The sequence below is a fragment of the Klebsiella sp. RHBSTW-00484 genome, from assembly GCF_013705725.1.
Taxonomy (GTDB): Bacteria; Pseudomonadota; Gammaproteobacteria; order Enterobacterales; family Enterobacteriaceae; genus Klebsiella.
On sequence record NZ_CP055481.1, the window covers coordinates 1,370,211 to 1,394,523 of the forward strand.

General features: G+C 54.5%; 27 protein-coding genes. 20 read left to right on the forward strand and 7 right to left on the reverse strand.

All coding sequences use genetic code 11. The features are described from left to right. Window positions 1-4: 4 nt before the first annotated feature. Window positions 5-739 carry a phosphoadenosine phosphosulfate reductase gene (cysH, locus tag HV213_RS06595; RefSeq protein ID WP_181485112.1) on the forward strand — a complete coding sequence of 245 codons (735 nt, stop codon included), beginning with the start codon at window positions 5-7 and terminating at the stop codon, window positions 737-739. 71 nt (window positions 740-810) lie between these two features. Here the strand turns inward: cysH and HV213_RS06600 are convergent, their stop codons facing one another. From HV213_RS06600 to HV213_RS06610, 3 genes are read right to left on the reverse strand one after another with little or no spacing between them, the layout of a single operon-like run. Continuing rightward, window positions 811-2,865, reverse strand: a complete 2,055-nt coding sequence (locus HV213_RS06600; RefSeq protein ID WP_181485113.1) for a hypothetical protein — start codon at window positions 2,863-2,865, stop codon at window positions 811-813. Then, entirely contained in the window at window positions 2,852-4,039 is a 1,188-nt protein-coding gene (locus tag HV213_RS06605; RefSeq protein ID WP_181485114.1) for a DUF3142 domain-containing protein, read from the reverse strand. Before HV213_RS06605 ends, HV213_RS06600 begins: the two co-directional genes overlap by 14 nt. A gap of 35 nt (window positions 4,040-4,074) precedes the next feature. Beyond that, on the reverse strand, window positions 4,075-5,130 hold the full coding sequence (locus tag HV213_RS06610) for an aminopeptidase (protein WP_181485115.1): 1,056 nt from the start codon (window positions 5,128-5,130) through the stop codon (window positions 4,075-4,077). A 246-nt stretch (window positions 5,131-5,376) separates the two neighbouring features. On the opposite strand from HV213_RS06610, the gene cysG reads away from it, so the two are divergent. The 13 genes from cysG to rpoS all read left to right on the forward strand — a co-directional run bounded on the left by cysG (window position 5,377) and on the right by rpoS (window position 16,579). Beyond that, window positions 5,377-6,783, forward strand: coding sequence for a siroheme synthase CysG (gene cysG / locus HV213_RS06615; protein ID WP_181486347.1), 1,407 nt, complete (start codon window positions 5,377-5,379; stop codon window positions 6,781-6,783). 9 nt (window positions 6,784-6,792) lie between these two features. Further along, on the forward strand, window positions 6,793-7,701 hold the full coding sequence (cysD, locus tag HV213_RS06620; protein ID WP_112213858.1) for a sulfate adenylyltransferase subunit CysD: 909 nt from the start codon (window positions 6,793-6,795) through the stop codon (window positions 7,699-7,701). Between the two features lie 9 nt (window positions 7,702-7,710). After that, window positions 7,711-9,138, forward strand: coding sequence for a sulfate adenylyltransferase subunit CysN (cysN, locus tag HV213_RS06625; protein ID WP_181485116.1), 1,428 nt, complete (start codon window positions 7,711-7,713; stop codon window positions 9,136-9,138). After that, window positions 9,138-9,743, forward strand: a complete 606-nt coding sequence (gene cysC, locus HV213_RS06630) for an adenylyl-sulfate kinase (RefSeq protein WP_142514524.1) — start codon at window positions 9,138-9,140, stop codon at window positions 9,741-9,743. The genes cysN and cysC overlap by 1 nt, the downstream gene beginning before the upstream one ends. Before the next feature lie 50 nt (window positions 9,744-9,793). Beyond that, complete coding sequence (locus HV213_RS06635; protein WP_110275845.1) at window positions 9,794-10,120, forward strand: DUF3561 family protein; 327 nt, start codon at window positions 9,794-9,796, stop codon at window positions 10,118-10,120. 140 nt (window positions 10,121-10,260) lie between these two features. Further along, the gene (gene ftsB, locus HV213_RS06640; protein WP_004104977.1) at window positions 10,261-10,578 is read left to right on the forward strand and encodes a cell division protein FtsB; all 318 of its coding nucleotides are present in this window, start codon (window positions 10,261-10,263) and stop codon (window positions 10,576-10,578) included. 19 nt (window positions 10,579-10,597) lie between these two features. Further along, window positions 10,598-11,308, forward strand: coding sequence for a 2-C-methyl-D-erythritol 4-phosphate cytidylyltransferase (ispD, locus tag HV213_RS06645; protein ID WP_110275844.1), 711 nt, complete (start codon window positions 10,598-10,600; stop codon window positions 11,306-11,308). After that, window positions 11,308-11,787, forward strand: a complete 480-nt coding sequence (gene ispF / locus HV213_RS06650) for a 2-C-methyl-D-erythritol 2,4-cyclodiphosphate synthase (RefSeq protein ID WP_110275843.1) — start codon at window positions 11,308-11,310, stop codon at window positions 11,785-11,787. The genes ispD and ispF overlap by 1 nt, the downstream gene beginning before the upstream one ends. Next, window positions 11,784-12,833 carry a tRNA pseudouridine(13) synthase TruD gene (gene truD / locus HV213_RS06655; RefSeq protein ID WP_181485117.1) on the forward strand — a complete coding sequence of 350 codons (1,050 nt, stop codon included), beginning with the start codon at window positions 11,784-11,786 and terminating at the stop codon, window positions 12,831-12,833. The genes ispF and truD overlap by 4 nt, the downstream gene beginning before the upstream one ends. Further along, complete coding sequence (gene surE, locus HV213_RS06660; protein WP_110275841.1) at window positions 12,814-13,575, forward strand: 5'/3'-nucleotidase SurE; 762 nt, start codon at window positions 12,814-12,816, stop codon at window positions 13,573-13,575. The genes truD and surE overlap by 20 nt, the downstream gene beginning before the upstream one ends. Next, window positions 13,569-14,195 carry a protein-L-isoaspartate(D-aspartate) O-methyltransferase gene (locus HV213_RS06665; RefSeq protein WP_181485118.1) on the forward strand — a complete coding sequence of 209 codons (627 nt, stop codon included), beginning with the start codon at window positions 13,569-13,571 and terminating at the stop codon, window positions 14,193-14,195. Before surE ends, HV213_RS06665 begins: the two co-directional genes overlap by 7 nt. Window positions 14,196-14,317: 122 nt before the next feature. Next, the gene (nlpD, locus tag HV213_RS06670) at window positions 14,318-15,451 is read left to right on the forward strand and encodes a murein hydrolase activator NlpD (protein ID WP_181485119.1); all 1,134 of its coding nucleotides are present in this window, start codon (window positions 14,318-14,320) and stop codon (window positions 15,449-15,451) included. 135 nt (window positions 15,452-15,586) lie between these two features. Continuing rightward, on the forward strand, window positions 15,587-16,579 hold the full coding sequence (gene rpoS / locus HV213_RS06675; RefSeq protein ID WP_110275838.1) for an RNA polymerase sigma factor RpoS: 993 nt from the start codon (window positions 15,587-15,589) through the stop codon (window positions 16,577-16,579). 60 nt (window positions 16,580-16,639) lie between these two features. Here the strand turns inward: rpoS and HV213_RS06680 are convergent, their stop codons facing one another. Both HV213_RS06680 and HV213_RS06685 read right to left on the reverse strand, forming a co-directional pair. Next, on the reverse strand, window positions 16,640-17,017 hold the full coding sequence (locus HV213_RS06680; protein WP_181485120.1) for a DUF4440 domain-containing protein: 378 nt from the start codon (window positions 17,015-17,017) through the stop codon (window positions 16,640-16,642). Continuing rightward, window positions 17,014-18,228 (reverse strand): MFS transporter, encoded by a 1,215-nt coding sequence (locus HV213_RS06685; RefSeq protein ID WP_181485121.1) that lies wholly within the window; start codon window positions 18,226-18,228, stop codon window positions 17,014-17,016. The genes HV213_RS06680 and HV213_RS06685 overlap by 4 nt, the downstream gene beginning before the upstream one ends. Window positions 18,229-18,333: 105 nt before the next feature. Between HV213_RS06685 and HV213_RS06690 the strand changes: the two genes are divergently transcribed. Continuing rightward, window positions 18,334-19,221: a LysR family transcriptional regulator gene (locus HV213_RS06690; protein ID WP_181485122.1), complete on the forward strand. Its 888-nt coding sequence runs from the start codon at window positions 18,334-18,336 to the stop codon at window positions 19,219-19,221. Here HV213_RS06690 and HV213_RS06695 read toward each other — a convergent pair. Then, on the reverse strand, window positions 19,218-19,637 hold the full coding sequence (locus tag HV213_RS06695) for a MarR family winged helix-turn-helix transcriptional regulator (protein ID WP_181485123.1): 420 nt from the start codon (window positions 19,635-19,637) through the stop codon (window positions 19,218-19,220). The genes HV213_RS06690 and HV213_RS06695 overlap by 4 nt on opposite strands. A gap of 170 nt (window positions 19,638-19,807) precedes the next feature. On the opposite strand from HV213_RS06695, the gene HV213_RS06700 reads away from it, so the two are divergent. From HV213_RS06700 to HV213_RS06720, 5 genes are all read left to right on the forward strand, one after another. After that, window positions 19,808-20,401: a non-oxidative hydroxyarylic acid decarboxylases subunit B gene (locus tag HV213_RS06700; protein WP_181486348.1), complete on the forward strand. Its 594-nt coding sequence runs from the start codon at window positions 19,808-19,810 to the stop codon at window positions 20,399-20,401. After that, window positions 20,401-21,825, forward strand: coding sequence for a non-oxidative hydroxyarylic acid decarboxylases subunit C (locus tag HV213_RS06705; protein ID WP_181485124.1), 1,425 nt, complete (start codon window positions 20,401-20,403; stop codon window positions 21,823-21,825). The genes HV213_RS06700 and HV213_RS06705 overlap by 1 nt, the downstream gene beginning before the upstream one ends. A gap of 13 nt (window positions 21,826-21,838) precedes the next feature. Beyond that, window positions 21,839-22,075 carry a non-oxidative hydroxyarylic acid decarboxylases subunit D gene (locus HV213_RS06710; RefSeq protein ID WP_112213845.1) on the forward strand — a complete coding sequence of 79 codons (237 nt, stop codon included), beginning with the start codon at window positions 21,839-21,841 and terminating at the stop codon, window positions 22,073-22,075. Window positions 22,076-22,381: 306 nt separating this feature from the next. Continuing rightward, on the forward strand, window positions 22,382-22,534 hold the full coding sequence (locus HV213_RS06715) for a Hok/Gef family protein (RefSeq protein WP_112213844.1): 153 nt from the start codon (window positions 22,382-22,384) through the stop codon (window positions 22,532-22,534). Between the two features lie 508 nt (window positions 22,535-23,042). Next, complete coding sequence (locus HV213_RS06720) at window positions 23,043-23,195, forward strand: Hok/Gef family protein (RefSeq protein ID WP_112213844.1); 153 nt, start codon at window positions 23,043-23,045, stop codon at window positions 23,193-23,195. 71 nt (window positions 23,196-23,266) lie between these two features. On the opposite strand, the gene HV213_RS06725 is transcribed toward HV213_RS06720, so the two are convergent. Next, a complete protein-coding gene (locus HV213_RS06725; RefSeq protein ID WP_181485125.1) occupies window positions 23,267-24,268 on the reverse strand; it encodes a tetratricopeptide repeat protein in 1,002 nt (333 codons plus the stop codon). Window positions 24,269-24,313: the final 45 nt, after the last annotated feature.

Below are 24,313 nucleotides of genomic sequence, written 5' to 3' on the forward strand. Positions count from 1 at the left end.
TCTTATGTCCGTACTGGATCTAAACGCTCTGAACGACCTGCCGAAGGTAGAACGCGTGATGGCGCTGGCGGAAACCAACAGCCAGTTAGAAAAGCTGAGCGCAGAAGAGCGTGTCGCGTGGGCGCTGGAAAACCTGCCGGGCGAATACGTGCTCTCTTCGAGTTTTGGTATTCAGGCGGCGGTAAGCCTGCATCTGGTCAATCAGGTTCGCCCGGATATTCCGGTCATTCTGACCGACACCGGCTACCTGTTCCCGGAAACCTACCAGTTTATCGACGAGTTAACGGACAAACTCAAACTCAACCTTCAGGTCTACCGCGCAAAAGAGAGCGCCGCCTGGCAGGAAGCGCGCTACGGCAAGCTGTGGGAGCAGGGCGTTGAAGGCATTGAGAAATACAATGACATCAACAAGGTTGAGCCAATGAACCGGGCGCTGGAAGAGTTGAACGCGCAAACCTGGTTTGCGGGCCTGCGCCGCGAGCAGTCCGGTAGCCGCGCGCATTTACCGGTGCTGGCCATCCAACGCGGCGTATTTAAGATTCTGCCGATCATCGACTGGGATAACCGCACCGTCTATCAGTATCTGCAAAAGCACGGGCTGAAATATCACCCGCTGTGGGATCAGGGTTATTTGTCGGTGGGCGATACCCACACTACCCGCAAATGGGAACCGGGAATGGCGGAAGAAGAAACGCGGTTCTTTGGGTTGAAAAGAGAGTGCGGGCTGCACGAAGGTTGAAAGATTAATATGAATCCCGGCGCTGCCGGGATTTTTTTACGTAAATGGTTAATGAGTTATTCGGTGCCTTTCTAAATTTTTCCGTTATTGTTGAGTGCGGTAAACTCCGGCTGCGGGCAATTCTGACCAAAGTTTTCTGCCCACGGAAACGGTGCACCGTTTTTCACGTAGCGCTTGTACAGACGTCGTGCTGATTGGGGATCCCGAGCCCATATCCATCCTGTCGCATTGCACAGTACGGCGGCATAGGCCTGTGATTTGCGCGGCAATAAATCGGCGGCTTTCTCTGCAAGCTTCACCGCCTGCCAGCGATAGTGCATAAAACGGTTATCCTGCTTGGGTTGCGAGAGCTGAACGCGATACCGCTCACCGGCGCTAATCCATGATTTGGTCGCCGGATTTTCTTCCGGGCCCCAGTCGTAATAGGGCCATGAATACCAACCCTCATAGAGCGCAAAATCCGGGGCCATCTCATAGCCCGTCAATTCCATCCCCTGATGGCGCAGAATCAGCGCGGCTTGCCACCAGTCCTGCGCTGTAGCCGTTTTTTGCCCTTTTTTTGGCAGGGTATTGATAAATGAAAGCGCCCTTTCCCGATCCTCAGAAATGGCAAAATAAGTCAGTGCTTTTTGATACTGACCTTCACGCATCAGACGGCGGGCGAGCAGGGCGCGCAGTTTGACATCGGCGGTGTAGCGATTATCGTAACCCGTGTTTTCCGATCGAGCGGATAAAGGCGGATTCGGCGCAGGAACATATTTATCCACAAACGCGGTAAGCTCTTTTACTGTCAGCACCTGCTCAGCGATCTGCGCCAGATCCGGCCAGTAGCTGTCTTTGGCTTTGTACATTAAGCGCATCGCGTCCAGATAATCGTTGCGGTTTAGCGCCAGTACCGCCTGCTCAGCATTGATGCGGCAGAGTGGGATAACAAACTCATCGCCAACAATCTCACTATTATCAGGCTGAGGGCCCCATACTTCGTTTACTGGAAACGACGCGGCGGCTTTTGCATACCATGCGGTCGCGGCTTTTACATCTCCCTCTCGCAGCGCCATTTTGGCTTGCACCCATGCGGTTAGCCCATTTTCTTTAGCATTTTTCAGCAGCAGGGTCACCAGAGGGTACTGACCATTGCGGTAGGCAAGGGCGATCAGACGATCGCTGCCGGGCATGTCGTAATTTATTTTCTGCGCCAGCTTCGCTATCACCTCATTATGGTAATTTTTGATCTCTTTCTCGTTATTGGGTCTGGGTTCTGGCTCGAACAAGGAATTGGAAGAGCGCGTGAAAAAACTCACAATAAGCAGTTGCTGAATAACCGGATCGTCAATGCCCGGTTGCAGGAAGTTCTCGTTTTCCGGATGGCTCAGAATGTCGGCGGTATAGCGTAAGGAGAGGCTGCCTGTGGGTGAGCCCTGAGCCGCTTGCTGAGCATAGAGGTGCGCTGCAACAAGTGGCTCATTAAGCCACATTTTAATCCTCCCCTGCTGACCGAGGCTTGCCAGCGAGAGCAACTCCGGGTCTTCTTGTCCATTGCGCACAGCGTCGATGATTTGCTGATAGAGTTCAAAAGCTTCGCGGAGCTCCTGCTCATTGCCGTGAGAATTATCTTTGCTGGAAAGCGGATATCCGCTCTCAGAGCGAGGCGCAGGATAGTCACCCATTAAATCCCGGGCCAGCGAGTAGCGAGCTTTTAGCCCCCATTCACCCTGCTGATCTACAGGAAGCGCTATCACCTGGCGAAAGTAGTCGCGCGCCCGATTGTCGTAAGTAGCAAAGGCTACCGCCCCGAGCACATACAGACGTGCTGCTGTCGGCAGGCTGACCGCCATCTTTTCTGCCGCCTCTACTGAGCCACTGGCGCGGATCTCTTTGAGCAGGACGTCCTGTGCGGAGGGAGGCTGGGTTTTATCGCCAGACGTATCAAGCCATTGCGGCAGACGCGGATCGGCAGGCACCAGGCGGCTACTCTCTAAATCAAAGCTCCCCTCCGGGAGATAAAGCAGGTTGGCGTTACGGTTTTGCAGTAAATAGTTGGGGAAGTACGGCCCGCAGGCATGGCTATTGATGGCGGCCAGCGCGGTGGTCAGGAGCACGGCCAGAGGTAATTTACGGGTTAACATGAAACTCTCCTTGCGGTGGCGATGGGCATCTTGCCCAGCCGATGGCCCGTGTCTGCCCGGCGCGCAGCAGTGCCGGAGAGGTCAGGTAAAATGTCTGCTCGTCAAAGCGGTAGCTGCCCATACCGTCCGCGGTGAGACAATCTTCAGTCTGCAACGTAATGCTTGCCGGGAGCGGTGCATCAATGTCGCCCGCATTTTTAATCGCCAGTTCGTAGAGCGTGGAGTCTGCGCTGGCGCTCGTTTTGTCAGGAACCGCCAGCCACTGCCAGCGGGTGCTTAATGGCCGGTGGTGGATAACCGCTTCCAGGGTGGAAAGCGACCAGGCGCGGCTGTCGCTCTCCAGCGGCAGGCGGAACCAGGCGATGCCCGCAAAGTTTTTCGGCGGATGTTGTTCGAGTTCGCGGGTAAAGGCGTCGATTTGCGGCGGCGATACGCTAAGTTCTTGTTTCTCGCCCGCGATGCCCAGCGGCGACTCGCTTTCTACCCGAGCGGGCTGTCCGGGCGTGGAAACCAGCGCGGAACCATAGGCCGGGAGCGCCAGGTAGTACGGATGTGGGGAGATCAGTGCATATTGCCCGCTCCAGCGCAGCGCTTGCACCGGGTCAAACAACCCCTGCTGCGGCGACAGCACGCTGTGCAGTTGCAGCACGGAACTGTCGACCGTTGCCAGTAGCGCAGGAAGTTGTGGCGAAGAGAGCCAGGTCGGCAGCGCGGTCAGGCTGAGCGCCATCTCTGAAGGCAGCGCCTGGCGTAATGCAGCAAGTAGACGCTGGTATTCGACGAGGCGCGAGGTGGGGGCATCGTAATCTATCTCTATCGCGGTGAGGTTCACGCCAGCGCTGCGCCAGCGGTCGATGATGGTTTTTATTTGCGGAATAATCGCCGCCGCATCCAGCTGCGTCAGGCTACCGTCGAGGCGAACCACCAGCCACACCGGGCGGCCATCCTGCTGTAATAATGGTGTGTCGACCCGGGCAATGCGCGAACCTTCCTGGGGATGGATTTGCAGCCCCAGTACGCGCAAAGTGGAAAAAAGATCGTGGCTTTGGCGCAACGCCGTTTCATGCCCGGCGTTCCAGACCCGCTGCCAGATATAGACCTGGCTGTCGGCAACAGAATGTCCGCTGACAACCAGTAAAAGAAACAACAACATGAAAAAACGAGCGTGCATCATGGCGACAATCCTTGTGGCCTGGCTTTAATAACAGCCTATTTTGATTGAAGTTTCTTCTCCGCCTTCGCCAGCTCTTTAACCAGCGGCAGCATAATCTTCATCACATCGCGACTGCGCTGCGCAATCCGGCCCGGCAGGGCTTTATCAATATGCTGCTGGTTATCCAGTTGCACGTTGTGCCAACTGGTGCCGTCGGGGAACGAACGGGATTTCGCACGCTGCTGGTAGCCATCTTTGCGTCCGAGAGACCAGTTGGTGGCTTCCACGGATAGCACCGGGATCCCCGCCTCATCAAACACGCTGGCATCATTACAGCAGCTGGTTCCCTGCGGATAGTCCGGGTTCTTACCGGGATTGCTGGATGCGGTAATCCCTTTGCTACGGGCGATGGTCAATGCCCGGTCTCGGGTTAGTTTACGTACTGAGGCCGGCGTGCTGCGACCGCTATTAAAATAGAGTTTGTCGCCGACGACCAGGTTATCGAGATTAATCACCAGCAGAGTGTTTTTCTTCTCCGCTTCGCTCATGCGTTTGAGCATATTCTGCGCTCCGAGACGACCTTCTTCTTCGCCGCTGGTCGCAACGAAGCGGATTCCGTAACGGGTAGGGATGTTCTTTAGCTGCTCGGCAAGTTCCAGCATGATGCCCAGCCCCAGCGCGTTATCATCGATACCCTGCAACGTCAGGCCGCCAAGGTTATTTTCGACGTCGGCATCGGTCTGCGGTGCGTAGGTATCAAGGTGCGCCATGATAATAATCTGCTGGCGATCTTTACCTTCATGCGCGGCAATAACCGTGCTGCCGGTAACGTTTTGCCAGTTTTTGCGCTGATCGTTGTTGGTGTAAATATAACGGGTATTAAAGCTGCGAATATCGCTCTTGTAGCCCATTTCTCTGAATTGTTGGCGCAGATAATCGGCCGACAGCATCTCGGCGGGTGAGCCGGTCATTCTTCCGGGAAAAAGGGTGGCGATGTGACGAGCCTGCGCATTGGCGGTGTCGCCCAGGGCGCTCAATGCCGGGGCGGCGGAGAAGACAAAACCTGCGCCCAACGCCAGGGGGAGCAGGCGACGGCACAATGCGGAAAACATAGGGGGTCCTTACGCGATCAAAACAATTTTACCCGCGTAGTATGAAACTGTGACCGAGGTTAAACAATTTCAATCGCTCTTAAATCCCGGAAAAACCGCGTGTTAAGCACTTTTTGATATTTGCTTTTCCAGGGCGTTATTCCTTTGAGTAACAACTCATTCCATTTCGTAATTTCATTTGCTCGAACCCGCACCCTATAGTCGCTCTATGACTGATTGTAAGAGAGTTGTTGCGCTGTGGACTACTTGCCGATATTTGCCGAATTGAAAGACAGACCCGTACTGGTTATCGGCGGTGGCGAGATTGCCGCACGCAAGATTACTTTCCTGCTGCGTGCCGCAGCGAAGGTGCAGATCGTCGCCGACGCGCTGATACCGGAACTTGCTGAGAAGGTTGAGCACCAGGAAATTCAGTGGCGAGCAACCGCATTTGTAGAACAGCAGCTTGATGATGTTTTCCTGGTGATTGCCGCAACCGAAGATGATGAACTCAACCAGCGCGTTTTTGCTGCGGCGAACGCGCGCTATCGGCTGGTCAACGTGGTGGATAATCAGGCGCTGTGCTCATTTGTGTTTCCATCAATTGTCGACCGCTCTCCGCTGATGGTGGCTATCTCTTCCAGCGGGAAAGCGCCGGTGCTGTCGCGTATTTTGCGCGAAAAAATTGAGGCGCTGCTGCCGACTAACCTGGGGCGTATGGCCGAAGCGGCGAGCTACTGGCGTCACCATATCAAAACTCATCTCAAAACCACCGCCGAACGCCGCCGTTTTTGGGAACGCGTGTTTACCGGCCGTTTTGCCAGCCTGATGCTGGCAGGCAACAAAGCCGAAGCGGAAAAGGCGCTGGAAGAAGAACTTAAACAGCCGGAAAAGCGTCCTGGAGAAATTATTCTTGTTGGGGCAGGGCCGGGCGATGCCGGACTGTTGACCCTGCGTGGTTTGCAGGCGATTCAGCAGGCTGATGTGGTGTTTTACGACAACCTGGTTACCCCAGAGGTGCGTGAGCTGGTGCGACGCGATGCTGAGCTAATCTGCGTTGGCAAAAGCGCTGCTGGCAGTTCTGTGCTCCAGCCGGAAATTAACCGCATGCTGGTGGACGCGGCAAAAGAGGGCAAAACGGTGATTCGCCTGAAGGGCGGCGACCCGTTTATTTTTGGCCGCGGCGGCGAAGAGCTGCAGGCCGCTGCCGAAGCTGGCATTCCGTTTCAGGTCGTCCCAGGCGTGACGGCGGCGGCGGGCGCAACGGCCTATGCCGGTATCCCGCTGACTCATCGGGATTATGCGCAGAGCGTGACCTTCGTCACCGGACACTTCAACGCGGAAAACTCTCCGCTCGACTGGGCGCGGTTAGCGCAAAGCGGTCAGACTCTGGCGATTTATATGGGCAGCCTGAAGGCGGCGGAAATTAGCGCTCAGTTGATCGCCCATGGTCGCGACGCCAACACCCCGGTAGCGGTGATCTCTCGCGGGACTCGCGCCGATCAGCAAGTGAAGACCGGCACATTACAACAACTCGAAAACCTGGCGAAAGACGCCCCGATGCCCGCGCTGCTGGTGGTGGGTGAAGTGGTGCAATTACATCAACAGCTCGCCTGGTTTCAACACACAACGACAGCAGAGGGGTTTAACTCTTCTGTGGTAAATCTGGCTTAAGGAACGGTTATGGACCAAAAACGACTTACTCACCTGCGGCAACTGGAGGCGGAAAGCATCCATATCATTCGTGAGGTGGCCGCCGAATTCTCTAACCCGGTGATGATGTACTCCATCGGCAAAGACTCCAGCGTGATGCTGCATCTGGCGCGCAAAGCGTTTTATCCCGGTACTCTGCCGTTCCCGCTGCTGCACGTCGATACCGGCTGGAAATTCCGCGAAATGTACGAGTTCCGCGACCGTACCGCTAAAGCCTACGGCTGTGAGCTGCTGGTACATAAAAACCCGGAAGGGGTAGCAATGGGCATTAGCCCATTCGTGCACGGCAGCGCTAAGCACACCGACATTATGAAAACCGAAGGTCTTAAGCAGGCGCTGAACAAATACGGCTTTGATGCCGCGTTCGGCGGCGCACGTCGTGATGAAGAGAAATCCCGCGCCAAAGAGCGTATCTACTCTTTCCGCGATCGTTTCCACCGCTGGGACCCGAAAAACCAGCGCCCGGAGCTGTGGCACAACTATAACGGCCAGATTAACAAAGGCGAAAGCATCCGCGTGTTCCCGCTCTCCAACTGGACCGAGCTGGATATCTGGCAGTACATCTATCTGGAAAATATTGAAATCGTTCCGCTGTACCTGGCGGCAGAGCGTCCGGTGCTGGAACGTGACGGCATGCTGATGATGATCGACGACGATCGGATTAATTTACAGCCCGGCGAGATGATCAAAAAACAGATGGTGCGCTTTCGTACCCTCGGCTGCTGGCCGCTGACCGGCGCGGTGGAATCCAACGCGCAAACGCTGCCGGAGATCATCGAAGAGATGCTGGTCTCCACCACCAGCGAACGACAAGGACGCGTGATTGACCGCGACCAGTCAGGCTCCATGGAGCTGAAGAAACGTCAGGGTTATTTCTAAGGAGCCGCCATGAATACCACTATTGCACAACAAATTGCCGATGAAGGCGGAGTCGAAGCCTACCTGCACGCCCAGCAGCATAAAAGCCTGCTGCGTTTTCTGACCTGCGGCAGCGTCGATGACGGCAAAAGTACGCTGATTGGCCGGCTGCTGCACGATACTCGACAGATTTACGAAGATCAGCTCTCTTCGCTGCACAATGACAGCAAGCGTCACGGTACTCAGGGCGAGAAGCTCGATCTGGCGTTGCTGGTGGATGGCTTACAAGCCGAGCGCGAGCAGGGCATTACTATTGACGTGGCCTATCGCTATTTCTCCACCGAGAAGCGCAAATTTATTATCGCCGACACCCCGGGGCATGAGCAGTACACCCGTAATATGGCGACCGGCGCATCGACTTGCGACCTGGCGATCTTGTTGATCGACGCGCGTAAAGGCGTGCTGGATCAGACCCGTCGCCACAGTTTTATCTCCACGCTGCTGGGGATCAAGCACCTGGTGGTGGCGGTGAACAAAATGGATCTCGTCGATTTTAGCGAAGAGACCTTTAACCGCATTCGCGAAGAGTATCTGACTTTCGCCGAACAGCTGCCGGGCAATCTGGATATTCGCTTTGTGCCGCTGTCAGCCCTGGATGGGGACAACGTTGCTAACCAGAGCGACAAAATGCGCTGGTATAGCGGCCCAACGCTGCTGGAAGTGCTGGAAACCGTTGAAATTCAGCGTGCGGTCGAAAATCAGCCGCTGCGCTTCCCGGTACAGTATGTTAACCGTCCGAACCTCGATTTCCGCGGTTTTTCCGGTACCGTGGCGTCCGGCACCGTGACGCTCGGTCAGCGCCTGAAGGTGCTGCCGTCGGGCGTGGAATCCAGCGTCGCGCGTATCGTCACCTTTGACGGTGACCTGCCGCAAGCGGGCGCCGGGGAAGCGATCACGATTGTGCTGAAAGACGAAATTGATATTAGTCGTGGCGATCTGCTGGTTGATGCAGCGGTCTCTCTACCTGCGGTGCAGAGTGCCAGTATCGACGTGGTTTGGATGGCGGAACAAGCGTTGACTCCAGGCCAGAGCTACGACATTAAAATCGCCGGTAAGAAAACCCGCGCGCGTATCGATGGCGTTCGCTATCAGGTGGATATCAATAACCTGACCCAGCGAGAAGTGGAATCGCTGCCGCTGAACGGTATTGGCCTGGTGGATTTGACCTTTGACGAACCGCTGGTGCTGGATAAATACCAGGATAACCCGGTGACCGGAGGGCTTATCTTTATCGACCGTCTGACTAACGTCACCGTTGGCGCGGGCATGGTACGCGAACCGAACGAGCAGGCGCAAACGGGCGCTTCGCAGTACAGCGCATTTGAGCTTGAGCTGAACCAGCTTGTTCGCAAGCACTTCCCGCACTGGGACGCTCGCGACCTGCTGGGAGGCAAATAATGGCCCAGCATGACGAAAACGTCGTCTGGCATGCGCATCCGGTGACCCAGGAGCAGCGCGAGCAGCATCACGGCCATCGCGGCGTGGTGCTGTGGTTCACCGGGCTTTCGGGCTCGGGGAAATCCACCGTTGCCGGTGCGCTGGAAGAGGCGCTGCATCAGCTTGGTGTGAGCACTTATTTGCTGGATGGTGATAACGTGCGTCATGGCCTGTGTAGCGACCTTGGATTCAGCGATGATGACCGCAAAGAAAACATTCGCCGCGTGGGTGAAGTGGCGAAGCTGATGGTCGATGCCGGGCTGGTTGTATTGACGGCATTTATATCTCCGCATCGTGCGGAGCGGCAAATGGTGCGCGAGCGGCTAGGCGAAGGGCGCTTTATCGAGGTTTTTGTCGATACGCCGCTGGCTATCTGCGAGGCGCGGGACCCGAAAGGCTTATACAAGAAGGCGCGAGCGGGGGAGTTGCGTAATTTTACCGGGATTGATTCAGTATATGAATCCCCGGAGAGAGCGGAAATCCATCTCGACGGTGAACAATTGGTAACAAATTTGGTGCACCAACTATTAGACCTGCTCCGACAGAGCGATATTATCAGATCCTGAAACGGCGACGGCATCGATGGGTGCCGGTCGCCCGGTCAACAGGATTCGATATGCGTAATACCCAGAACATCACTATTTTTCGTTCAGAACCGCCCCCCGTGGCTAATGACGAGACCACCTGGTCTCTGTCAGGCGCTGCCGTGGGTTTTATCTCATGGCTGCTGGCGCTGGGTATTCCCTTCCTTATCTATGGCGGTAACACGCTATTTTTCCTCCTCTATACCTGGCCCTTCTTCCTGGCAATCATGCCGGTTGCCGTGGTGGTCGGGATCGCGCTGCATTCCCTATTGGACGGTAAACTTCGCTACAGTGTTGGTGCGACGATTTTGACCGTCGGACTGATGTTCGGTCTGCTGTTCCTCTGGCTGCTGGGATAGTCCTTTTTACGAATGAATCTAGCCTGGGTATCAACGGTAAAAATGTGGTACAGTCCCCGCGTTACGCGGCGTCGTCCGCGCGCCAGAGTAGAGTACTCGGGCGAGTTATGGGATGATGATGCCGTTTTTCAGGGGGCAGGATGGGTAAATTAACGCTGCTATTATTGGCTTTGCTGGTCTGGCTGCAGTACTCGCTTTGGTTCGGCAAAAATGGTCTGCACGACTATAGCCGGGTTAATGACGATGTCTCCGCTCAGCAGGCAACCAATGCCAAATTAAAAGCACGCAACGATCAGCTGTTCGCCGAAATTGACGACCTCAATGGCGGCCAGGAAGCTATCGAAGAACGTGCGCGCAATGAACTCAGTATGACCCGCCCGGGCGAAACGTTTTATCGTCTGGTGCCGGATGCGTCAAAACGCAACCAGGCGGCGGGACAACAGCAGAATAATCGATAGACAGGCCCAGGATTACGACATGGCAGCCACTTTTCCGGGCGTTTGCGCCGTGGTGCCGGCAGCCGGTTTTGGCCGCCGCATGCAAACGGAATGCCCAAAACAATATCTCTCAATCGGTAACAAAACGATTCTCGAACACGCAGTTGCTGCGTTGTTGGCGAACCCGCGCGTGCAGCGGGTGGTCATCGCCGTCAGCCCCGGCGATGTGCGTTTTAGCCAACTTCCGTTAGCGAATCACCCACAAATTACCGTCGTTGATGGCGGCACCGAGCGCGCGGACTCCGTCCTCGCGGGCCTGAAGGCGCTGGATGAGGCCGATTGGGTGCTGGTGCACGATGCCGCGCGCCCCTGTCTGCATCAGGACGACCTCAGCCGCCTGCTTCAGCTGTGTGAAACCAGCCGAGTGGGTGGCATTCTGGCCGCTCCGGTTCGCGATACCATGAAGCGCGCGGAGCCGGGCAAAGTCGCTATCGCCCATACCGTCGAGCGCAACGATTTATGGCATGCGCTGACGCCGCAATTTTTCCCTCGTGAGCTGCTTGTTGATTGCCTGACGCGCGCGCTCAATGAAGGGGCAACCATTACCGATGAAGCCTCGGCGCTGGAGTACTGCGGCTTCCATCCTGAACTGGTTGCCGGACGAGCTGATAATATTAAAGTGACGCGCCCGGAAGACCTGGCGCTGGCCGAATTTTACCTTACCCGTTCCCGACACCAGGAGAAGGCTTAATGCGAATTGGACATGGTTTTGACGTACACGCTTTTGGCGGTGAAGGCCCAATCATTATTGGTGGCGTTCGCGTGCCTTATGAAAAAGGGCTGCTGGCACATTCCGATGGCGATGTGGCGCTGCATGCGCTGACCGACGCGCTACTGGGCGCGGCTGCGCTAGGCGATATTGGCAAGCTGTTTCCGGACACTGACCCGGCTTTTAAAGGGGCCGATAGCCGCGAGCTGCTGCGCGAAGCGTGGCGGCGGATTCAGGCGAAGGGCTATAGCCTTGGCAACGTTGACGTCACCATCATCGCCCAGGCACCGAAAATGCTGCCGCATATCCCGCAGATGCGCGTCTTTATCGCAGAAGATCTTGGCTGCCATATGGACGACGTTAACGTCAAAGCCACGACGACCGAAAAGCTGGGCTTTACCGGGCGCGGTGAAGGCATCGCTTGTGAAGCGGTGGCGCTATTGCGTAAGGCTGACAAATGATTGCGTTTGACGAACTCACTTATCTGCATGGAAAACCGCTGGCTCAGGGGCTGCTAAAAGCGAACCCGGAAGACTTTGTGGTGGTTGAGGATCTCGGCTTTGAGCCTGACGGTGAAGGCGAGCACGTACTGGTGCGGATTCTGAAAAATGGCTGCAATACGCGTTTTGTTGCTGAAGCTCTGGCAAAATTCCTTAAAATTCATGCGCGTGAAGTGAGCTTTGCCGGACAGAAGGACAAACACGCGGTCACCGAGCAGTGGCTGTGTGCCCGAGTGCCGGGTAAAGAGATGCCTGACCTGAGCAAATTTCAGCTCGAAGGCTGCCAGGTTCTCGAATACGCGCGCCACAAGCGCAAGCTGCGTCTGGGAGCACTGAAAGGCAACCAGTTCACTCTGGTGCTGCGTGAAGTTAGCGCCCGTGATGATGTCGAAAAGCGCCTGCAGGCGATTGCTGATCAGGGCGTTCCGAACTATTTTGGCGCTCAGCGCTTTGGTATCGGCGGTAGCAATTTGCAAGGTGCCCTGCGCTGGGCTGAGAGCGGTGCGCCGGTGCGCGATCGCAATAAACGCAGTTTTTGGTTGTCGGCGGCCCGCAGCGCATTGTTTAATCAACAGGTTGGTATTAGATTAAAAAAACCGGAATTTAATCAGGTTGTTGATGGTGATGCGCTACAATTAGCGGGGCGCGGAAGCTGGTTCGTTGCGACCTCTGAAGAATTCGCGGAACTCCAGGAACGGGTTGATAACCGTGAACTGATGATCACTGCTGCGCTTGTGGGTAGCGGCGATTGGGGAAGCCAACGGGATGCGCTGGCCGCCGAGCAGGCGGCAGTAGCCGAAGAGACGCAGTTACAGGCGCTTCTGGTGCGTGAAAAAGTGGAAGCGGCTCGCCGGGCGATGCTGCTCTACCCGCAGCAGATGAGCTGGAGCTGGTGGGATGACGTCACCGTGGAACTGCGTTTCTGGCTGCCAGCAGGCAGCTTTGCTACCAGCGTGGTAAGGGAGCTTATCAATACAACGGGTGATTATGCGAATATTGCTGAGTAACGATGACGGGATTCATGCGCCAGGGATTCAGACCCTGGCGAAGGCCTTACGGGAATTCGCTGAGGTTCAGATAGTTGCACCCGATCGTAACCGCAGCGGAGCATCGAACTCCCTGACGCTGGAATCCTCACTACGCACCTTCACTTTCGATAATGGCGATATCGCCGTGCAGATGGGCACTCCGACGGACTGCGTTTATCTCGGCGTTAACGCCCTGATGCGCCCGCGTCCGGATATCGTCGTTTCAGGTATTAACGCCGGGCCCAACCTCGGCGACGACGTTATTTACTCCGGTACCGTAGCCGCTGCAATGGAAGGCCGCCATCTGGGCTTTCCGGCGCTGGCCGTGTCGCTAAACGGCTATCAGCATTATGACACCGCCGCCGCGGTCACCTGCTCTATTCTGCGAGCATTAAGCCGCGAGCCGTTGCGCACCGGGCGTATTCTCAATATCAACGTACCGGATCTGCCTCTTGAGCAGATTAAAGGTATTCGCGTGACCCGCTGCGGCAGCCGTCATCCTTCCGATCAGGTGATTCCGCAGAAAGATCCGCGCGGCAATACGTTGTACTGGATTGGTCCGCCAGGCGAAAAGTACGATGCCGGGCCGGATACTGACTTTGCGGCCGTGGATGAAGGCTACGTTTCCGTCACTCCGCTGCATGTCGATTTAACCGCCCATAGCGCACATGAAGTGGTTAGCGGCTGGTTGGAACGCGTCGGGGTTGATACGCAATGGTAAGTAAACGTGTTGAAAGTCTTCTCAATCAGCTTCGCACTCAGGGCATTGTCGACGAGCGCGTACTGGACGCTATCGCTCAGGTGCCGCGAGAAAAGTTTGTTGATGAAGCCTTTGAACATAAAGCGTGGGAAAACACCGCATTGCCGATTGGTCAGGGGCAAACTATCTCGCAACCCTATATGGTAGCGCGGATGACCGAGCTTCTGACGCTAACACCGGACTCAAGGGTGCTGGAGATTGGCACTGGTTCAGGCTATCAAACGGCAATACTGGCGCATCTGGTGCACCATGTTTGCTCGGTTGAGCGGATTAAGAGTTTACAGTGGCATGCGCGCCGCCGCCTGAAACAACTTGATTTACATAATGTTTCAACCCGTCACGGCGATGGGTGGCAGGGTTGGCACGCGCGTGCGCCGTTCGACGCGATTATCGTTACCGCTGCGCCGCCGGAAATTCCGGCCGCACTGCTGGCGCAACTGGATGATGGCGGCGTGCTGGTATTGCCAGTGGGCGAAGAGCATCAGTTTCTGAAGCGGATCCGTCGACGCGGCAACGATTTTGTGATTGATACTGTCGAAGCCGTGCGCTTTGTTCCTCTTGTCAAAGGGGAGTTGGCCTGAACCCGGATTATTCCAGGTTTTTTTGCTTAAGTTTAGGCATAGGGTGGACGCATTTTTCGTGTCCTGGCCGGGCGCTGCCCGGTGAGCAAGATATTGGCAGTTAACATATTCCTGGGGGATAAATGAGCGCGGGAAGCCCAAAATTTACCTTAAGTCGCATTGCGGCTTTATCACTGGTGTCACTCTGGCTGGCAGGCTGTAGCAGCTCCAATAATGCGCCAGCGCCGGTCAGTTCAGCTGGCGGTGCTTCATCTTCCAGTACCAATTCCGGAATGCTGATCACGCCGCCCTCCAATACCGGCACTTCCACCGTTCCACAGGCGCGCCCGGTACAAACTCAACCGGTACAGACGCAGCCTACCCAGGTTCAGCCGATGGCCCAGCAGCCGGTACAAACGGTTGATGGCAAGATTGTTTACAACCGTAAGTATGGGAATATTCCTAAAGGTAGCTATACCGGCGGCAGTACTTATACCGTTAAACGCGGCGATACGCTGTTCTATATTGCATGGGTCACCGGGAACGACTTCCGCGACCTGGCTCAGCGCAATAATGTCCCGGCACCGTACGGTTTGAACGTCGGTCAGACGCTTCAGGTCGGTAATGCGTCAGGCCAGCCGATCACCGGCGATAATGCCGTTGCACAGGCCAGCGCGCAGGCCAGCAGCGGTGGGATGCTGACCGCAAATTCTGCACAAAAATCGACCGCGGTGGTTGCGTCACAACCAACTATTACGTATTCTGAATCTTCAGGTGAACAGAGTGCTAATAAGATGTTGCCGAACAACAAGCCTGCGACGACGACTACAACCGTCGCGCCAGTTACGGCTCCAGCTGTCAGCACAACCCAATCGACTGCAAGCAGTACGTCAACCAGTTCGCCGATCTCTTCATGGCGCTGGCCGACTGATGGCAAAGTTATCGAGAACTTTAGTGGCTCCGAAGGAGGCAACAAAGGTATCGATATTGCAGGCAGTAAAGGACAGGCTATTGTCGCGACCGCAGATGGGCGCGTCGTCTATGCCGGTAACGCACTGCGCGGTTACGGTAATCTTATTATCATCAAACATAACGATGATTACCTGAGCGCCTACGCTCATAACGATACGATGCTGGTAAAAGAGCAACAAGATATCAAAGCGGGGCAGAAAATCGCTACCATGGGTAGCACAGGTACAAGTTCGACACGTTTGCATTTTGAAATTCGTTACAAGGGGAAATCCGTCAACCCGCTGCAGTATTTACCGCAGCGATAATTTGGCGAAGTACGCATAAGCGTAGCATCAGTGAAAAGGCGTCAGGGCGGGAGATATAGATTACCGTCCGGGTGTCGTTTGAATGATGTTTAGCGAAGGTGCTTTGCTCAGGGATCACGGGTAGGAGCCATCTTTATGAGTCAGAATACGCTGAAAGTTCATGATTTAAATGAAGACGCGGAATTTGATGAGAACGGAGTCGAGGTTTTTGACGAGAAAGCCTTAGTTGAAGAGGAACCCAGTGATAGCGATCTGGCTGAAGAAGAGCTTCTTTCGCAGGGAGCAACCCAACGGGTGCTTGATGCGACGCAACTCTACCTTGGTGAGATTGGTTATTCCCCACTGCTGACCGCCGAAGAAGAGGTTTATTTTGCTCGTCGCGCGCTGCGTGGTGACGTTGCGTCACGCCGCCGGATGATTGAAAGTAACCTGCGTCTGGTCGTCAAGATAGCCCGTCGTTACGGCAATCGTGGTCTGGCTCTGCTGGATCTGATTGAAGAAGGTAACCTGGGGCTGATTCGCGCAGTTGAGAAGTTTGACCCGGAACGTGGGTTCCGTTTTTCGACTTATGCGACCTGGTGGATTCGTCAAACGATTGAACGGGCGATAATGAACCAAACCCGTACCATTCGCTTGCCTATCCATATTGTTAAAGAGCTGAACGTCTATCTGCGTACCGCACGCGAGTTGTCCCATAAGCTGGACCACGAGCCAAGCGCGGAAGAGATTGCCGAACAGCTGGATAAGCCGGTTGATGACGTGAGCAGGATGCTTCGTCTGAACGAGCGCATTACCTCGGTGGATACGCCGCTGGGTGGTGACTCGGAGAAAGCGCTGCTGGATATCCTGGCCGATGAAAAAGACAACGGCCCGGAAGACACCACGCAGGACGATGACATGAAACAATCCATCGTCAAATGGCTGTTCGAACTGAACGCCAAGCAGCGTGAAGTGCTGGCTCGTCGCTTTGGTCTGCTGGGTTATGAAGCCGCAACGCTTGAGGATGTGGGCCGTGAAATTGGTCTGACCCGCGAACGCGTGCGTCAAATCCAGGTTGAAGGTCTGCGCCGTCTGCGGGAAATTCTGCAAGGCCAGGGGCTGAACATCGAAGCGCTATTCCGCGAGTAAGATACCTTTCCTAAAAAAGGCTCAATCATCTGATTGAGCCTTTTTCTTTTTAGCGCCCCGCTATCCCTGAGCTGTTTCGTGCAGATGCTGCCAGATGACTTTCTTCTCTTGCTGGCGGAAGATAACCGTCGACCAGCGCACGCTCTTCTCTTTACCCGGAAGATATTGGGTTTCGCGATACTCAACTGCTGCGCCATCGTGCCATTCGGCGAGCAGGGCGGTACTATCAACGACAATCTTTAAACCAGGTCGTCTGGCGCTGGCACCCTTGAAAAAGGCGCTAACTTCCTGACGGCTCATCCGAATGCCGCTTGTTGGGATCATCGTAAAATCGGCGCTAAAACGGAGCATTAACGCCTCTATGCTCCCTTCGCCCTGACTTAGCCAGTTTTCGATGACTACGTGCGCGTCGAGTACTTCCTGGATATAGCGATTCATTGGTTCTCCATTTTGCTCTGTAGGTGCATGACTATAGCCCGGTTATTAAACCGCAGGCAGCTCAGTAGCGGCACGAGGGTAACCATGGCGGCGCTGATAAATACGCCGCGCCAGGCCAGTGCCGTTGGGTAGTAACGCAGAAGGGCACTAAGCAACGCAGCCAGTACTGCTGAGCCAATCAGGAAGCTAAGCTGGCGATTGATATTCCACAGCGCGCTGGCGTCCGGCATATCAGGGTTCGCCACGTTAAGAAACGCGCTGCTCTGCGCCGAACTGCTGCACAGGCTGCCGCCTGCGCCCATTAAGGTAAATGCCAGTATTAGCGTACTGCCGGCGGTATGTGGATCCACGCCGACCAATATGAAGATCCCAGCGGCCTGTAGCAGGCAGCCCGTAGCAATTAACGGGCTCGGGCCTAGACGATTAAAATAACGACCGGTTATTGAGATAGCCGCAAACGAGGCCAGCGACCACGGCAGCATCAGAGAGCCGATGGCGGAAGGTGACAATCCGGTGACGTTTTGCAAATAAAACATCCCGACGACGTTAATGCCAATAAACGTCCCCGGTACGCAGAGATACACCAGCATCGAAAAACGCAGCAGCGGATCTCGCAATAAAGAGAGATGCAGGAAACGACGCGTTCGCGGGGTGTTGTTCTCATCCTTCAGCCACAGTGCGGCCAGGCCAAGCGTGATGAATGCGAGCGGCAGGCTGACAAAGAACACCCATCGCCAGCTAAGTGATTGGACTAATACTCCGCCCAGGGCCGGAGAACATGCCGGAGCCAACAAGCCGACCATCATCACCGCGGCGGAAAGTTTAGCCCGCTCGTGAGGCTTAAACTGCTGCCATGTTAGCGCCTGACCTATTGGAATTAACAGCCCGCCGCCCATCCCTTGCAACGCGCGCCACAAAATGAGGCTTGTCAGCGAATCAGCCAGTCCTGAGGCCAGCGCCCCGACGCTGAACAGGCCCAGTGAAAGCAAAAAGATGCGCCGGGCACCAAATCGCTGGCTGAGCCAGGCGCTGAAAGGCAGTACCAGGGTGAGTCCGGCGATATAGCCATTGCTCACCCACGCCAGTTCGCCCACCGATGCGTGCAGCGCCTGACTCATCGCTGGAAAGGCGACGCTGGCGATAAACATATTGATTAAGTCGAGAAAGAAACCAAGCAGAAAAACGGTTGCGACCTTGCTGCGATACGTCATTTTAAATTCCTCTTGAAGGCCGCTACTCTAAACCTCGACGGTAGGGCGGATAAATGCGACGTTCGGGGATATACTGTCTAAAATTTTTTGACAATAAGTGATGGCATGCTGAATCTACAGCGAATGACCATGTTTGTGGCGGTGGTGGATAGCGGCAGTTTTACCGCTGCGGCAGCGGCGCTTGGGCAAACTAAAGCGGTGATTAGCTTTAACGTCCGACAGCTGGAGAGCGAACTTGGCGTCACGCTGTTGTTGCGATCCACGCGCAGGCTGACGCTGACTGAGGCCGGTTCGCTGTTTTATCATCGCGGCGTTGCGTTACTGAAAACGGCTGAAAACCTGCAAGATGAGGTGCGGGCCAGCCACTCGGGGTTGAGCGGAGAACTGCGGATGACCACGACGCCAGAATATGGTGCGCAGGTGATTATTCCTGCGCTGGCGGAGTTCAGTGCGCGGCACCCGGCGCTGCGCGTGCGCCACGTTTCCTCTTCGCATCACGCGGATTTAATCTCCGGGCGTTTTGATGTGGCGATTCGCCTCGGAACGCTGGCGGATTCACGTTACCGGGCGGCGTTGATATCCCGCTTTGCCATTATCCCGGTAGCTGCCCCGTTATGGCTGGCTGAGCATCCTTTGAAAACCCTTGAGGCGCTGGCTCAGGCGGATTGGATTATTCATGAGCGCCTGTCCGCACCGCTACGCTGGCAGCTCACCGGGCCGCGCGATGAGAGCATCGCTTTTGACATTAAAAAGGTACCGCGTCTGTCGGCAGACAGCGCCAGTGCGCTGATGGCATTTGCGCTGGCGGGTAGCGGTGTTGCACTGTTACCCGAGTGGCTGGTGGCGACTGCGCTAAGAGAACAAAAACTGGTTCAGGTGGTGCCGGAATTTACTTTTCCGCATCAGGGTGTGTTCGCGGTCTACCCGGATGCGCAGCATGTACCAACTAAGGTCCGGGCGTTTATTGATTTTTTACGCGAACGCCAGGGTTAATCTTTTTGTTCTTGCGCGATCAGCTTATGGATAATATGTGAAAACTGCTGGCGCTCTTCGTCGCTCAGACGACCCAAAAACTCTTCATCAACGGCGTTTCCCAGTGGCATGGAGTTTGCCAACAACAACTGGCCTTCCTCGGTTAAATAGACAAAACGGCGGCGTTTGTCGGCTGGATCGTGCTCACGACGCACCAGTCCCCGGCTCTCCATGCGGCTCAGCATTTCCGCCAGCGTCGCTTTGGTGCTGACTGCCGCCTCCGTCAGCGTCACCTGTTCAATGCCCGGATGCTCCGCAATCGAGCGCATCACCGCATACTGTGGTTTGGTGAGATCCGGCAGTACGTGCTGCCAGCGGGCGGTGTGCCGTTGAAAAAGCTGGCGCAATAGATGGAACGCCTCGTTTCTTAACTCCATGACAACTCCGTAATAAAACAGTCGGCTCTATGATAGCCTTTCGCAGTGCTTTTGCGCATTTTTCCTGTTTTGATTAAAAATGCGGACGTATATAAACAACCTTGCGTAGATGGCCTTGCAAGCGTAGGGTTAATAAAAATGTTCGTATACGAACAATGTATGAGGTGATGATGAAGTTAATTGTTGGGATGACCGGGGCGACGGGCGCTCCGCTGGGCGTGGCGCTGCTTAAGGCGCTTCGTGAGATGCCGGAAGTGGAAACCCATTTGGTGATGTCTAAATGGGCTAAAACCACGATAGAACTGGAGACGCCGTACAGTGCGCGCGAAGTGTCTGAACTGGCTGATTTCTCGCATAGCCCTGCCGACCAGGCCGCCATCATCTCATCTGGTTCATTTCGTACCGACGGCATGATTGTCATCCCTTGCAGTATGAAGACGCTGGCCGGTATTCGTGCCGGATATGCTGAAGGGTTAGTTGGTCGGGCGGCTGACGTGGTGCTGAAAGAGGGCCGCAAGCTGGTGCTGGTCGCACGCGAAATGCCGCTGAGCACCATCCATCTGGAAAATATGCTCGCTCTGTCACGCATGGGCGTTGCGATGGTGCCGCCGATGCCCGCTTATTACAACCACCCTGAAACCATTGAAGACGTCACTGACCACGTTGTCGCGCGGGTGCTGGATCAGTTTGGTCTGGATTATCACAAAGCACGTCGCTGGAACGGGTTACGGACGGAAGAGAATTTTTCACAGGAGAATGAATAATGGCTTTTGATGATTTGCGCAGCTTCTTGCAGGCGCTGGACGACCAGGGGCAACTGCTGAAAATTAGCGAAGAAGTTAACGCGGAGCCGGATCTGGCTGCCGCCGCTAACGCCACCGGACGTATTGGCGATGGCGCACCGGCGCTGTGGTTCGACAATATTCGCGGTTTTACCGATGCTCGTGTGACGATGAACACCATCGGTTCGTGGCAGAACCACGCTATTTCGATGGGTTTGCCGCCGAATACGCCGGTGAGAAAACAGATTGATGAGTTCATTCGCCGCTGGGATAAATTCCCAGTGACGCCGGAGCGTCGGGCAAACCCAGCGTGGGCAGAAAATACCGTCGACGGTGAAGACATTAATCTGTTTGATATTCTGCCGCTGTTTCGTCTGAACGATGGCGATGGCGGCTTTTATCTCGACAAAGCCTGCGTGGTTTCTCGCGATCCGCTGGACCCGGACAATTTTGGCAAGCAGAACGTCGGTATCTATCGCATGGAAGTGAAGGGCAAGCGTAAGCTGGGCCTGCAACCTATTCCAATGCATGACATCGCGCTGCATCTGCACAAAGCCGAAGAGCGCGGCGAAGACCTGCCGATCGCTATCACCCTCGGTAATGACCCGGTTATCACCCTGATGGGCGCCACGCCGCTGAAGTACGATCAGTCAGAATATGAGATGGCGGGCGCGCTGCGCGAAAGTCCGTACCCGATTGCCACCGCACCGCTGACCGGATTTGACGTGCCGTGGGGCTCGGAAGTGATTCTTGAGGGCGTTATTGAGAGCCGCAAGCGCGAGATCGAAGGGCCGTTTGGTGAATTCACCGGTCACTACTCCGGTGGGCGCAATATGACGGTGGTGCGGATCGATAAAGTCTCTTATCGCACCAAACCGATTTTTGAATCTCTCTACCTCGGTATGCCGTGGACAGAAATCGACTACCTGATGGGCCCGGCGACCTGCGTGCCGCTGTACCAGCAGTTGAAAGCGGAATTCCCGGAAGTGCAGGCCGTCAACGCCATGTACACTCACGGCCTGCTGGCGATTATCTCCACTAAAAAACGCTACGGCGGCTTTGCCCGCGCGGTTGGCCTGCGGGCGATGACCACGCCACACGGTCTGGGCTATGTGAAGATGGTGATTATGGTTGATGAGGACGTTGATCCGTTCAACCTGCCACAGGTGATGTGGGCGCTGTCTTCGAAAGTGAACCCGGCGGGGGATTTGGTCCAGTTGCCGAATATGTCCGTGCTGGAACTTGACCCTGGCTCAAGCCCGGCGGGGATCACTGACAAACTGGTTATCGACGCGACTACGCCGGTTGCGCCGGATCTTCGTGGTCACTACAGCCAGCCGGTACAGGACCTCCCTGAAACCAAAACCTGGGTTGAAAAACTGACCGCCATGCTGGCCAACCGTTAATAAGGAGATAAAGATGATTTGTCCACGTTGCGTCGATGAACATATTGAAGTGCTGGCGAAGTCGCCGGTAAAAGATGTCTGGACGGTATTTCAGTGCCAACACTGTTTCTACACCTGGCGCGATACCGAGCCGCTACGCCGCACCAGCCGCGAGCACTATCCGGAAGCGTTTCGTATGACGCAGAAGGATATTGATGAGTCGCCAATGGTACCGAGTATTCCGCCGCTGCTGGCGGAAGATAAGCGCTAAAAGTAATGGGTCCGCTAAGTCGGGCCCGTTTTATATTTGATTTATAAATTAAAGCTGGGACTAATAGATATAAACTCTTGCGAGCATTATCGCAACCTGCAATAAAAAGATGGAATTCAACTTACTCAAGGTAATTTTCGTCATCAGCGGGTATAGAATAAACGCGGGTGCTTGAGGCTATCTGGCTTTGAGCATTTGTGAGATTTCAGATAGACGAAAGCCCCAGGAGATATTTCTATCAACTGAGGCTAACGGATGAACATAGACAACTCAGATGTTAGTCTCTTCTTTGCAGGGAGGCAAGACATGCTGACAAAATATGCCCTTGTGGCAATCATTGTGCTGTGTATCACAGCGCTGGGATTTACGCTGATGGTGCGCGATTCGTTATGCGAGCTGAGCATCAAAGAGCGTAGTATGGAGTTTAAAGCTGTTCTCGCTTACGAATCGAAGAAGTAGCAACAACGCGGGGGCGACCCCGCGTACTGGTTGTCAGGACCCATCCTCTAGCACCCATTTTATATCCACCTCGGCGGATCATCGTGTACGGAAGAACGAAACAAGCTCTTTTAGTCGATGATTGAGCAAAGAATAACAGCCATGAATATCTCCAGCCATCCATATATGATGGTAACGGTGAGATTCTATTTTTAATAGCACGCCACCGTCATTTTTACTCCGGCTAAGTGAGTGTTTACTATTTTAAAATGCAATTGTCTCTGTAAGGTAATATGCGTTTTACGAGCGTGCTCGCAAGTTATAATAAATATCTGTAAAACTCTTTTTCATTTATAAACATCACGCCAGCCGGGTATAGAATAAACGCGGGTGCTTGAGGCTATCTGGCTTTGAGCATTTTTGAGGTTCCAGATAGACGAAAGCCCCAGGAGATATTTCTATCAACTGAGGCTAACGGATGAACATCAACAACTCAGATGTTAGTCTCTTCTTTGCAGGGAGGCAAGACATGCTGACAAAATATGCCCTTGTGGCAATCATTGTGCTGTGCATCACAGCGCTGGGATTTACGTTGATGGTGCGCGATTCGTTATGCGAGTTGAGCATCAAAGAGCGTAGTATGGAGTTTAAAGCTGTTCTCGCTTACGAATCGAAGAAGTAGCAACAACGCGGGGGTGACCCCGCGTACTGGTTGTCGGGCTTCATTCTCATGCACCCATTCTTTCACCCGCGCTATTTCTCCAGCGTTTTTTTCGCTTGCTGGTGACCATTATTGGCGGCGAGCTGATACCAATATGCGGCCTGTTTTTTATCTACCTGAACGCCATCTCCTTCGTCGTATATTTCTCCGACAATATATTGTGACTCGGAATCATTTTGTTCGGCGGTTTTGCGAAACCAGGATAAGGTCTGCGCTTTGCTTTTTGTTACGCCGTTACCATCGTTGTACATTACGCCTAAATTAAACAGGGCGTTAACATCGTTCTGTTTTGCCGCCTTCATAAACCACTCCCAGGCTAAAGCATAATTTTGCGGAACGTATTGACCGAAGTAATAGAGCTGACCGAGGGCGAACTGCGCGGAGGCAGAGTTTTGCGCTGCCGATTTTTTATACCAATGGATAGCCTGCTCAATATCTGGCGCAACGCCAAGGCCTCTTTCATAGCTTCGGCCAAGATTTTGCTGACCTGAGGCATCACCCTGTTCTGCGGATTTTTTATACCAACTGACAGCTTGCTGCTGGTCTTGCTTCACACCATCTCCGGTCATATACAAGACGCCAAGATTGCTCTGTGCGGTGGAGTTGCCGTTGTTTGCCGCTATCAGATACCAACGAGCGGCCTCCCGGATATTTTTCGCTACGCTATAGCCCAGATGATACATATTGCCTAACCAGAGCTGGGCAGGGGCGTAGTTTTGCCCGGCGGCCAGCCGCATCCATTTTTCCCCTGTTTGCGGGTCATAAATATTTCCCGCTTTCTTTTCCAGATAATATGCGCCGAGCTTATATTGGGATTTTGGATTATCGCGAATCGCGGAAATTTCCAGAAAAATACCCGGCTTGTTTATACCTTTATCAACGGCGGGGGAATTAATTAAGCTAACGAGATAATTTAATGTGGCTTTATCACGGCGAGAGGTTTCTGCCGATTGGAGTATATACATAACTAATGTCGCAATGCATATTAATAATATATATAAATATTTCTTTTTCATTGTCAGGATATTTTTCACCATATCAATATATATGGTGTTAATCGTTTTTGTTTATGGAGGTTG